Source organism: Kluyvera sp. 1366 (assembly GCF_054823405.1).
Genome location: NZ_JBTRDW010000005.1, coordinates 489,687 through 501,552, shown reverse-complemented (window position 1 = coordinate 501,552; position 11,866 = coordinate 489,687). Strand labels below are relative to the sequence as shown.

Sequence of the window (11,866 nt, the reverse complement as noted above, 5' to 3'; positions counted from 1 at the left end):
CATGGGTAAAGGATGTTAAAAAGTGTTCACCATGTCCCCGAACACCTGTCTACCATGTCCCCGGACTGTACAGGGAGAGGGCCGGGGTGAGGGCACCAGACCGCACCGCACTACCACCTTACTCCGCGGCTTCGCGCATCATCTCTTCGTGTGGAATATCCTGCAAAATCTGCTCGAAACTGCGCAGACGTTTATAGATCGACATCAGCTCAACCAGCGTCGACCAAGAGGTAATGAGATACTGGAATGACGAACGCACCTGATCAAACACGTTAGTGATTTGGTTCATCATGCCCAACGTAATGGATGCGGTCACAATCGACGGTAACAGTAAAAACAGTCCGAACAGATTATCGACCTGCAGATAAAGAATGCGGGTGATATTAAAGTACAGATAGTGGAAATAGAGGCGGAAATAGTTATGGCGTACGCGGCTAAATAACTCTGCCACCGTTGGCGGAGCCGCCCGATCGGCATGATCCTCCCCGTACACCAGCTCTTTACGATAGGCCGCTTCAACCCGTTGATTGCGGAATTCCAGTCCGGGTAGCTTGATACCTACCAGCGCCAGTAAACCCGTACCAAAAATTGACCACAGCAGGGCGGCGATGACCAGCGCGTAAGGAAGATTGCCAAGAATTGGCACCTCTTTAACGTTGGGTGACAGTGCGACCAACACCGGCAGAAATGCCACCAGCGTCATGATCGCCTGAATAAAATTCACTCCCCAATCTTCCAGTGTGCCGGCGAAGCGCATGGTATCTTCCTGGACACGCTGCGCAGCACCTTCCACGTGGCGTAAGCGTTGCCAGTTATGCATGTAGTAGTTGTTCATCGCAGTACGCCAGCGGAATATCCAGTGGCTGATAAAGAAGGAGCTTATTACACCAATCACTACCGCGATCAGCGCGATACCGAGGAAAGCGGTGAGCTGATGGTAAAATTCCTCAATAGTGACGGCATTCGCCTTGCTCAGCGCTTTTTGGATCATATTGCCAAACGGATTGTACCAGGCATTGATCGCCACGCTCACCTGCACGCTAAACCAGGTAATGAAGATGATTAACGCAGCCCCCCAAACCGACCAGCGCTGCCACGGATGGTTATCAATCACGCGCCACGCCAGCGCAAAGAGGCCGGCAACGATCCAGTAATAGGCGTAAAACCACAGTTGGCTGATGTGAATAAAACGGCTGGCATTGGTTGGCAAAGGTTCGTGCATCGCCGCCTGTAGTGCAGGCCAGCGCGCCGGGAAATCACTGAAAAAGCCAAACCAGGCAAAAATCGCCAGCAAACTCCAAATCGCAGCTGAGCTGAAAAACAGCGTTGGCCGCGGAAAAAAGGACTTAAACATAGGCACTCCGCTGTTGTGTGTACGCTTTTATACCGCTTCAGACCTCTATCTGTCTGTTGTGGGTTGTATCAGACGATGTCAGTTTCGCCGCTGCGATGTAAAACGACAGCGGCAATTGTTAAGTAATTAGTGCGAATTTGTTTCTAGCAACTAAATTATCCACAGCAATGGTGTTACAATATTTGTACTGTTACCGGTAACAGTGCTGCTGTATCCCTTAAGCTATCAATAAAAAAACAATACAACGCAACTACTTAACTTTCATGCCGCATTATATGTGGTACTGAGGCAATGTCATGTCAGAACAAAAAAATGGTCACACTCGCAGGGATTTTCTGCTGAGAACCATCACCCTGGCGCCGGCAATGGCGGTGGGCAGTACGGCGATGGGCGCACTGGTGGCACCAATGGCCGCTGGGGCAGCAGAACAAAACGCATCACCACAACAGGCGCGTAGCTACCAGCCCTCCTGGTTCACCGCCGAAGAGTTTGCCTTTATTACTGCGGCCGTGGCGCGCCTGATCCCCAACGACGAACGCGGTCCTGGCGCACTGGAAGCTGGCGTGCCGGAATTTATCGATCGTCAAATGAACACGCCGTATGCCACCGGTAACAACTGGTACATGCAAGGCCCGTTCAATCCCGATCTGCCAAAAGAGTTGGGTTATCAGCTGCCGCTGGTGCCGCAGCAGATCTACCGTCTCGGCCTCGCCGATGCCGATGGCTGGAGCAAAAAACAGCACGGCAAAGTGTTTGCCGAGCTGACGGGCGAACAGCAAGACGCGCTGCTGACCGCGTTTGAAAGCGGCACGGCCGAGTTCCCGCAGCTGCCAGCGAAAACCTTCTTCTCTTTCCTGCTGCAAAACACCCGCGAGGGCTATTTCAGCGATCCGATCCACGGCGGCAACCAGGGCATGGTGGGCTGGAAGCTGATTGGCTTCCCAGGCGCACGCGCTGACTTTATGGATTGGGTAGAACGCGGCGAACGTTATCCGTTCCCGTCAGTGGATATTCGCGGGGAGAGGACGTAAGCGTGGCAAATGAATTGAAAAAAGTGGATGCGGTCGTCGTCGGTTTCGGCTGGGCGGGTGCCATCATGGCGAAAGAGCTGACCGAAGCGGGCCTGAATGTGGTGGCGCTGGAGCGCGGTCCGCATCGCGATACCTACCCGGATGGATCCTATCCGCAGTCGATCGATGAACTGACCTATAACATCCGCAAAAAGCTGTTCCAGGATCTGTCGAAAAGCACCGTAACGATTCGTCACGATGCCTCGCAAACCGCCGTACCTTATCGCCAGCTGGCAGCGTTTCTGCCCGGCACTGGCACCGGCGGCGCGGGTCTGCACTGGTCAGGCGTGCATTTCCGTGTTGACCCGGTAGAACTGAACCTGCGCAGCCATTACGAGCAGCGTTACGGTAAAAACTTCATTCCGGAAGGCATGACGATTCAGGATTTCGGCGTCAACTATGACGAGCTGGAACCCTTCTTCGATCAGGCCGAGAAAGTGTTCGGCACCTCGGGCAGCGCCTGGTCAATCAAAGGCAAACTGCTGGGCAAAGAGAAAGGCGGCAACCCGTACGCGCCGGATCGCTCCAGCGATTTCCCGCTGCCGGCGCAGAAGCGCACCTACTCGGCGCAGCTGTTCGCGCAAGCGGCGGAATCAGTGGGTTATCACCCTTATGATATGCCGTCGGCCAACACCTCAGGCCCCTACACCAACACCTACGGCGCACAGATGGGCCCGTGCAACTTCTGCGGTTTCTGCAGCGGTTACGCCTGCTACATGTATTCCAAAGCCTCGCCGAACGTCAATATCCTGCCCGCGCTGCGTCAGGAACCGAAGTTCGAGCTGCGCAACAACGCCTACGTGCTGCGCGTCAATCTGACCGACGATAAAAAGCGCGCCACCGGCGTGACCTATCTCGATGGTCAGGGCCGCGAAGTGGTGCAGCCTGCGGATCTGGTGATCCTGTCGGCGTTCCAGTTCCACAACGTGCATCTGATGCTGCTCTCCGGCATCGGCAAGCCGTATAACCCGATTTCCAACGAAGGTGTGGTTGGGCGTAACTTCGCCTATCAGAACATCTCGACGCTGAAAGCGCTGTTCGATAAAAACACCACCACCAACCCGTTTATCGGTGCCGGTGGCGCAGGTGTGGCGGTGGACGATTTCAACGCCGACAACTTCGATCACGGTCCGCACGGTTTCGTGGGCGGTTCGCCATTCTGGGTGAACCAGGCCGGTACCAAGCCGATCTCGGGTTTGCCGACGCCGAAAGGCACGCCAAACTGGGGCAGCCAGTGGAAATCTGCGGTCGCGGATACCTATAACCATCACATCTCGATGGATGCGCACGGCGCGCACCAGTCGTATCGCGCCAACTATCTCGATCTCGATCCGAACTACAAAGATGCCTACGGCCAGCCGCTGCTGCGTATGACCTTTGACTGGCAGGATAACGACATCAAGATGGCGCAGTTCATGATCGGTAAGATGCGCAAAATCACCGAAGCGATGAACCCGAAAATGATCATCGGCGGCGCGAAAGGGCCGGGCTCGCACTTCGACACCACCGTGTATCAAACCACGCACATGAGCGGCGGCGCGATCATGGGTGAAGATCCGAAAACCAGCGCGGTGAACCGTTACCTGCAGAGTTGGGATGTGCCGAACGTGTTTGTGCCAGGTGCGTCGGCTTTCCCGCAGGGACTCGGCTACAACCCTACGGGCATGGTCGCCGCGTTGACCTATTGGTCAGCCAAAGCGATTCGTGAACAGTATCTGAAGAACCCCGGCCCGCTGGTACAGGCATAAGGAACACGGCGATGATTAAAAGCATTTTAGCCCTGTTTCTGGGCACCATGACGTTCGCCGCAGTGGCGGACGAAGCAGGTTCGGACGCGTTGGTGAAGCGCGGTGAGTATCTGGCGCGCGCGGGCGACTGCGTGGCGTGTCACAGCGCGCAGGGCGGCCAGCCGTTTGCCGGTGGACTGCCGATGGCGACGCCGATCGGCACCATTTACTCCACCAACATCACGCCGGATAAAACCACCGGGATTGGTGACTACAGCTACGACGATTTCCAGAAAGCGGTGCGTCACGGCGTAGCGAAAAACGGCGACACGCTTTATCCGGCGATGCCGTATCCGTCTTACGCGGTGGTCAGCGATGACGACATGAAGGCGCTCTACGCCTACTTCATGCACGGCGTGCAGCCGGTGGCGCAGGCCAACAAAGAGAGCGACATTCCGTGGCCGCTGTCGATGCGCTGGCCGTTGTCCATCTGGCGCGGCATCTTTGCGCCGGATGTGAAAGCGTTCCAGCCGGCGGCACAGGAAGATCCGCAGCTGGCACGTGGTCGCTATCTGGTGGAAGGTCTCGGTCACTGTGGCGCTTGCCATACGCCGCGTAGCATCACCATGCAGGAAAAAGCGCTCAACAACGGCGAAGGCAACAACTATCTTGCCGGCAGTAGCGCGCCGATTGATGGCTGGACCGCCAGCAACCTGCGTGGCGATAACCGCGATGGCTTAGGCCGCTGGAGCGAAGAGGATCTCAGGCAGTTCCTGCGCTTTGGCCGCAACGATCACACCGCCGTATTCGGTGGCATGACCGATGTGGTGCAGCACAGCCTGCAGTACCTGAGCGATGAGGATATCAGCGCGATTGCTAAGTATCTGAAATCCCTCGGCGCGAAAGATCCGAATCAAGCGGTGTTTAAGCAGGATGATGCGGTGTCTCAGGCGTTGTGGAAAGGTGACGACAGCCAGCCAGGCGCATCGACGTATGTCGATAGCTGCGCGGCGTGTCACAAAACCGACGGCAGCGGCTATCAGCGCTTCTATCCGGCGCTGCGCGGCAATCCGGTGGTGATGGCAGATGATCCGACCTCGCTGATTCACATCGTATTGGTCGGCGGCACTTTGCCGGGCGTGAAAGGCGCACCCACGGCGATCACCATGCCGGCGTTCGGCTGGCGTCTGAACGATCAGCAGGTGGCGGATGTGGTGAACTTTATCCGTGGCAGCTGGGGCAATGACGTGAAGTCGAGCGTGTCGGCGAAAGATGTGGCCGAGTTGCGTAAAGACGAAACCGTGCAGCCAAAGCAGGGTAATGCGGATATTAAGGTGTTGGAAGGGCAGTAACCCGTTGTGTGCTCGCTGTCCCCCATCCCGTGCTCGCTGTCCCCCTCCTCGGTCCTCCCCCATTAATGGGGGAGGAAGATGCTGCTATATGGTAGTTCTGAAGCTGCATGTGGCAGCGTCTCCTTCCCCCGCTAGCGGGGGAAGGCCGGGATGGGGGACAGCCAGCACGATCTGGGGCAGCCAGCACGATCCGGGACAGCCAGCACGCTCAACCCTCAAATATTCTCCAAATCCATCCCACGGGTCTTCGGCCCGTAAATCCCCACCGACAGCATCACAATCAGCATGCTCAGCACGATAAAGGCGATCACGCCCTGGCTGCCGGCATACTGCAAAATAAGGCCAATCAAAATACTGCTGAACACCGTCGACAGGCGGCTAAACGAGTAGCAGAAACCCACCGCGCGGGCGCGAATGTGCGTCGGGAAAATCTCGGTCTGATAAGCGTGATAGCTGAAGGTTAGCCATGCATTGCTGTAAGTGATCAGGAAACCACAGATGATCATCAGCACCGGATGGGTCATAAACGCAAACAGCGTGCCGAACACCACCGTCATCAGCGATGAAAACACGATCTGCCATTTATTCTCGAGCTTATCGGCGTAGCGGCTGCAAATCAGCGAGCCGAGCGGGTAGGCCAGCGTAATGAAAAACGCATACAGCAGGCTGTGCGTGACGGTGGCGCCTTTGCCCGACAGCAGTGCCGGCAGCCAGTTGCCGAAGCCAAAAAAGCCGATCGCCTGAAAGAAGTTCATCACCACCAGCATCAGCGTGCGCTTGCGATAGGCCGGTGCCCAAATCTCGCTGAAACGCCCTTGCTTAGGTTGCTCAGGTGCGAACCGTCCCCCATCCCGGCCTTCCCCCACAACTGGGGGAAGGGGAGATGCGATACCACAGCGCTTTTCCATCGCACTCAGCACCTGATGCGCTTCCTGATGCCGTCCTTGTTGCGCCAGCCAACGCGCCGATTCGGGCAGGTTTTTTCGAATCAGCCAGATCACCAGCGAGCAGACCGCACCGGCGATCACCACCCAGCGCCAGCCTTCGAGGCTGAGAATAGTTTGCGGCACCAGCCACCACGACATCAGCGCCACCGTCGGTACCGACAGGAACTGGATAAAGAAGGAGAAGGCGAACGCGCGGCTGCGCAGATGCGCCGGTACCCATTCAGAAAGATAGGTATCGATGGTCACCAGCTCGACGCCGAGGCCAATGCCGACCAGGAAGCGGAACAGGATAATCATCTCTGCGCTCTGCTGGAACGCCATCAGCAGCGAAAACGCGCCGTACCACGCCAGCGCGCACATAAAGGTCAGGCGGCGACCAAAACGGTCGGCGTAGGGCGCAAGCAAACTCGCGCCGACAAACAAACCGAGGAAGGTGGCCGAGGCAAATGCGGCCTGGTCGGCGATGCCGAACACGCCCGCAGAACCGGTATGAAACACGCCCGCCGCCACCAGGCCGGAGCTGATATAGCCGGTTTCAAACAGATCGTAGAGCTCAAAGAAGCCGCCCAGCGCCAGCAGCGTGATAAAGCGCCACAGGCCGGCGGACGAGGGCAGCGCATCAATGCGCCCGGCTAAGGTACGGCGATCCGCGCTCATGTGATCGTTCGCCATCCCTGTCGACGTGATGGTTGTCATTATTATGTATACCTCGTGTTTGCAGAACCCGCTGACGGCTGAGATGGGTTTTAAAAATGATTAACCGTTAGCAAGCGAAGGAATAGCAGGATAATAAATTCGCTGAGAGTTGCCGAGAGGCGGGACGGTGACATTTTGGCAACATACGTTGCAGTTCACAGAAAAGTGATCGCCATCCGTGGCGCAGGCTTAATGCAGGCTTGGGTAGACGCCGGGACCGATCGGTAAACCCAGCGCGTACCACGCCAGCAGCAGCACAATCCAGGTGGTGAAGAACACCAGCGGATAGGGGAAGATCAGCACGTAATAGGTGCCCAGTTGCGCATCTTTTTGATAACGCTGCAGGAAGCCGAGGAACAGCGGCAGGAACGGCGACATCGGTGCCAGCGGCAACACCGCAGAATCGGCGATGCGGAAGATCATCTGGGCAAACGCCGGATGGAAGCCAAGCAGCATAAACATCGGCACAAATACCGGCGCCAGAATCGACCAGATCGCCGAGCCGCTGGCGATAAACATGCACAGAAACGCCGACAGGAACATCAAGCCCATAAACGCCGGTGCGCCGCTGATGCCCGCGCTCTCCAGCACATCGGTCAGGCCGATGGCCATGAACTTGCCCATGTTGCTCCAGTTGAAGAAGGCCACGAACTGCGACAGCGGAAACACCATCACAATAAAGCCCGCCATGCTCTTCATCGGATCCACCAGCAGCTGCGGGATATCATCCGCGCGGCGAATCTGCTTGGTTACCGCGCCATAGGCAATCGCCACCACAAAGAAGAACAGGATGATGATTGGCACGATGCCCTGAATAAACGGCGAGGGAATAATGCCGCCGGTTTTTGGATTGCGCAGCGGCGCGTGTTCCGGCACCACCAGCAGCGCCATCAGCGCGATAAACACCAGCGCGGCGATACCGGCGGCTTTCAGGCCGCGATTCTCCAGCGCGGTGAGCGGCGGCAGACGATCGCTATTGCCGCCGTTCCACGCGGGCAGGCGCGGCTCGACAAACTTGTCGGTCAGCAGCGCACCGGCGATGGTCAGCACAATCACCGAACTGGCCATAAAGTACCAGTTGTCGATCACGCTAACGTGTACGGTGTCGCTCACCGCTTTGGCGGCTTCGCTACTGATGCCGGACAGCAGCACGTCGGTGGTGACAATCAGCAGGTTGGCGGTAAAACCGGACGCCACGCCCGCGATCGCCGCCATCAATCCCGCCACCGGATGACGTCCCACCGCGAGGAAGATCAGCGCGCCGAGCGGCGGCATTACTACCAGCGCGGCATCGGACGAAATGTGGCTGAAGAAGGCGATAAACAGCACCATGTAGCTGGCGTAGCGACGGCTCACGCGCGAAGCCATCTTCACCATCAGCGACTGCAGCAGGCCGACTTTTTCCGCCAGGCCAGCACCAATCACCAGCGCCAGAATCGATCCCAACGGCGTGAAGCCACTGAAGTTTTTGATGATATTGGGCAGGATCCATTGAATCCCTGCCACGCTCAGCAGGTTATTCACCCGCACCAGCTCGCCGTTGGCCGGGTTTTTCACCGCCACGTCGAGGCTGCTGAGCACGGCGGTGGCCACCATCAGCACCACAATCAAATAGACGAACAGTAAAAACGGGTTCGGCACTTTGTTGCCGACGCGTTCAATCCAGCTAAACAGCTTTCCAGGGCTGCGGTTCTCCGTTGTTATTTCCATGGCAGGTCCTCATCAGTCGTCTTATTGTGTTTGCATGCCCTTCATACTTCGAGCTGCAGGTGCGTTGGCTGCGTGCAGCTCGAAGTATTTTGGGCTTTAGTTTTTATATTTTTTTTTGCCCGCGTTTATAAACGCGAGAGGTAAATCCTAGGACGTTAACTTCGACGGTGTGACATCCGCTGGAATCGGGCAGGCGTAAGGCTGCTCGCGGCGTACACGCTGGAACTCGTCGCGGCAGCGCGCCAGCGCCGCGTCATCCTGCAGCAAGGTCAGCGCGGTGGCGGCCATCACTTTGGCGGCCAGACACATGCCTTTGTGCGCAATGGACGTGCGGCCCTGCGCCACCAGCTGCCAGGTGTGCAGCGGCGTGCCGAAGGCGAAGCAGGGCGCAAAGCATTGCGCGGTGGGCGTCACCCAACTCACATCGCCAACGTCGGTTGAGCCGTAAAGGATCTCGCGCGTCACTGCATAGGGCGCCACTTCATCCATCAAAATCTTGTCGCCCAGCGCCGCTGCCCAGGCAACGCCCGCTTCACCGCCGGTGCGCGCCGCATTGAGACGTGCGTTACGCAGATCGTCTTTGCTTAGCGTGGAGCGCATCTCGGCGGCAAACGCCTGTTCCGCATCACTGTAGTCAGGCAAACCAAACTGATGCAAATAGCGCTCCATCACGCTTTCCAGTGCGCGATTCGGCACGTAATTGGAGCAGGCTTTATCGAAGCGCACCGTCATCTGCGTGTCGGTCATCAGCGCCGCGCCTTTGGCGATGTTGATGACGCGCTGATAGATATCCTGCGCTTGATCGAGCTGCGGCGCGCGAATCAGGTACAGCACTTCGGCATCGGCTTGCACCACATTGGGGGAGACGCCGCCGGCATTGGTCACCGCGTAGTGCAGACGCGCTTCCTGCACGATGTGCTCGCGCAGAAAGTTGGCGCCGGTGTTCATCAGCGTCACCGCATCCAGCGCGCTGCGCCCTAAATGCGGTGAGTTGGCCGCATGCGCCGCCACGCCTTTGAAGCGGAAGGCGGCCTGAATATTGGCCAGCGTGCTGAGGTTGAACATGCCGCTAAAACCTTCGGGATGCCAGGTCACCGCCGCGTCGACATCGTCGAACAAGCCTTCGCGCACCATAAAGGTTTTGCCGGAGCCACCTTCTTCGCCGGGACAGCCGTAAAAGCGCAGCGTGCCGCGCTGGCCGTGTTGCGCCCACCAGGCTTTGATGGCGAAAGCGGCGGCCAAACCGGCGGTGCCGAGCAGATTGTGTCCGCAGCCGTGGCCGTTGCCGTTTTCCACCAGCGGCTGCGGCGTGGCGCACCCCGATTGCTGGCTCAGACCGGCCAGCGCATCGAACTCGCCGAGAATGGCGATCACCGGTTTGCCGCTGCCAATGCTGGCAATAAACGCGGTGTCGATGTTGCCGACGCCGCGCTCCACGCGAAAACCTTCCTGTTCCAGCGCATCGGCCAGCAGTGCGGAAGACGTTGTCTCTTCAAAACGGGTTTCCGGTACGTCCCAGATGGCATCGCTGAGGGCGGTAAAACGCGGCTGGTTTTGGTTGATGTAGCGATCAATAAATTCGCTGTGGCTCATCGCTGGCCTCCAAACTGTGCGTGATTGAGGGCCAGCGTCGCCAGCGTTTGCACCGCGGTCGCCATGATCGCTTCGTCAAAATCGAACTTCGCGTTGTGATGGCCCGCCGCCAGATCGCAGCCGAAAATCACGTAGGAGGATTGGCCGCCGCGCTGCTGCACGCGCTCCAGCATGTAAGTGGCATCTTCCGAGCCCGCCGCCTGCTGTTTCGTATCGACCACTGAGGTGAAAATGCCCAGCGCCTCGGCCTGCTGGTGGATGAACGCCACCCACGGCGGGCTCGGCGTGCAGCTGCGCGCGCCGCCCATCAGCTTGACCTCATATTCCACGCCGTACATCGCCGCCGCACCGCCAATCACGCGCAGCGCCTGCTGATAGATATCATCGTTAACCTGGTTGCTGACGCCGCGCGTTTCCACCTTCATCAGCGCGCAGTCGGGCACCACGTTGCGTCCGGTTCCGGCCTGCAATACGCCGACGTTGACGCGCGCCACACCGCCGCTGTGCTGCGGCAGGTTGTGCAGCGCCAGCGTTGCCTGCGCCGCCGCCAGCAGGGCGTTACGGCCCTCTTCCGGTTTGCCGCCGGCGTGCGCGCCGACGCCGGTGAAACTGACGTCGAGTTTGGTGGTGGCGAGGAAGCTGTCGCTGCCACAAACGATTTCGCCGGCGGGCACGCCGGTACCAAGATGAATGGCGGTGAACAGATCGACATCATCCACCACGCCAGCGGCCACCATCGCCTTCGCACCGCGTACGCCTTCTTCCGCTGGCTGGAAAATGATTTTGATGGTGCCGCTCAGCTGCGCTTTCATCTCCATCAACACGCCCGCCAGCGCCAAACCGATGGTGGTGTGGCCGTCGTGACCGCAGGCGTGCATCATGCCGGGATTGCAGGAGGCAAAGCCTTCGCGCGTTGGCAGATGATCGGCGGCGCGGCTTTCGTTCTGATCGAGCGCATCCATATCCACGCGGAAACCCATCACCGGGCCGGGACGACCGGTTTCCAGCGTGGCGACCACGCCACAAAATCCGCCGGAGAAGTGTTTAATCCACTGCGGCAGCGCGCCTTGTTCCAGCGCGCGCGCTTCCTGCTGCGCCAGCACTTCATCAGAGGGCAATCCCATGCGCGAGTCGGCATCGATCACCTCGCGGCCCAGCTTGAGTTGATAACCAAGACGATGCAGCTCTTCAGCCACCAACGTGGCGGTGCGGAACTCCAGCCAGCCCGATTCGGCAAAGTGGTGTAGATCGCGTCGCCAGGCCTGCATCTGCGGGATGCGCGCGTTGACGAGGTCAGAAAGGGTTTTCATCGGCATTTCCTTTGTGTTGGTTTTTTATGCATTTATCCGAATCTACACATTGGTTTTGCCGCGCATAAGATGCGAATATCTTGCTACTGATAAACAATGGTTATCAC

8 protein-coding genes are annotated in these 11,866 nt (G+C 58.3%); 3 read left to right on the top strand and 5 right to left on the bottom strand.

Annotated elements, in window-relative coordinates; genetic code table 11:
* Positions 1–118 precede the first annotated feature (118 nt).
* Positions 119–1,354, bottom strand: a complete 1,236-nt coding sequence (sbmA, locus tag ACVLVH_RS14115) for a peptide antibiotic transporter SbmA (RefSeq protein WP_192412646.1) — start codon at positions 1,352–1,354, stop codon at positions 119–121.
* Between the two features lie 296 nt (positions 1,355–1,650).
* Between sbmA and ACVLVH_RS14110 the strand changes: the two genes are divergently transcribed.
* The 3 genes from ACVLVH_RS14110 to ACVLVH_RS14100 are packed head-to-tail and all read left to right on the top strand — an operon-like array spanning position 1,651 to position 5,503.
* Positions 1,651–2,385 (top strand): gluconate 2-dehydrogenase subunit 3 family protein, encoded by a 735-nt coding sequence (locus tag ACVLVH_RS14110; protein ID WP_192412644.1) that lies wholly within the window; start codon positions 1,651–1,653, stop codon positions 2,383–2,385.
* Between the two features lie 2 nt (positions 2,386–2,387).
* A complete protein-coding gene (locus tag ACVLVH_RS14105) occupies positions 2,388–4,172 on the top strand; it encodes a GMC family oxidoreductase (protein WP_101762364.1) in 1,785 nt (594 codons plus the stop codon).
* A gap of 11 nt (positions 4,173–4,183) precedes the next feature.
* Positions 4,184–5,503, top strand: coding sequence for a c-type cytochrome (locus ACVLVH_RS14100; RefSeq protein WP_192412641.1), 1,320 nt, complete (start codon positions 4,184–4,186; stop codon positions 5,501–5,503).
* 215 nt (positions 5,504–5,718) lie between these two features.
* On the opposite strand, the gene ACVLVH_RS14095 is transcribed toward ACVLVH_RS14100, so the two are convergent.
* The 4 genes from ACVLVH_RS14095 to ACVLVH_RS14080 all read right to left on the bottom strand — a co-directional run bounded on the left by ACVLVH_RS14095 (position 5,719) and on the right by ACVLVH_RS14080 (position 11,759).
* Positions 5,719–7,146 (bottom strand): MFS transporter, encoded by a 1,428-nt coding sequence (locus tag ACVLVH_RS14095; protein ID WP_192412640.1) that lies wholly within the window; start codon positions 7,144–7,146, stop codon positions 5,719–5,721.
* Positions 7,147–7,335: 189 nt separating this feature from the next.
* Positions 7,336–8,856 (bottom strand): p-aminobenzoyl-glutamate transporter, encoded by a 1,521-nt coding sequence (gene abgT, locus ACVLVH_RS14090; protein WP_192235968.1) that lies wholly within the window; start codon positions 8,854–8,856, stop codon positions 7,336–7,338.
* Positions 8,857–9,003: 147 nt separating this feature from the next.
* Positions 9,004–10,449 carry a M20 family metallopeptidase gene (locus ACVLVH_RS14085; protein ID WP_277974414.1) on the bottom strand — a complete coding sequence of 482 codons (1,446 nt, stop codon included), beginning with the start codon at positions 10,447–10,449 and terminating at the stop codon, positions 9,004–9,006.
* Positions 10,446–11,759, bottom strand: a complete 1,314-nt coding sequence (locus ACVLVH_RS14080) for an amidohydrolase (protein WP_192412638.1) — start codon at positions 11,757–11,759, stop codon at positions 10,446–10,448. Before ACVLVH_RS14080 ends, ACVLVH_RS14085 begins: the two co-directional genes overlap by 4 nt.
* Between the last annotated feature and the right edge of the window lie 107 nt (positions 11,760–11,866).

Coding starts and splice junctions, on each gene's coding strand:
- sbmA (WP_192412646.1), bottom strand. CDS start 1,354: ATGTTTAAGTCCTTTTTTCCGCGGCCAACGCTGTTTTTCAGCTCAGCT.
- ACVLVH_RS14110 (WP_192412644.1), top strand. CDS start 1,651: ATGTCAGAACAAAAAAATGGTCACACTCGCAGGGATTTTCTGCTGAGA.
- ACVLVH_RS14100 (WP_192412641.1), top strand. CDS start 4,184: ATGATTAAAAGCATTTTAGCCCTGTTTCTGGGCACCATGACGTTCGCC.
- ACVLVH_RS14095 (WP_192412640.1), bottom strand. CDS start 7,146: ATGACAACCATCACGTCGACAGGGATGGCGAACGATCACATGAGCGCG.
- abgT (WP_192235968.1), bottom strand. CDS start 8,856: ATGGAAATAACAACGGAGAACCGCAGCCCTGGAAAGCTGTTTAGCTGG.
- ACVLVH_RS14085 (WP_277974414.1), bottom strand. CDS start 10,449: ATGAGCCACAGCGAATTTATTGATCGCTACATCAACCAAAACCAGCCG.
- ACVLVH_RS14080 (WP_192412638.1), bottom strand. CDS start 11,759: ATGAAAACCCTTTCTGACCTCGTCAACGCGCGCATCCCGCAGATGCAG.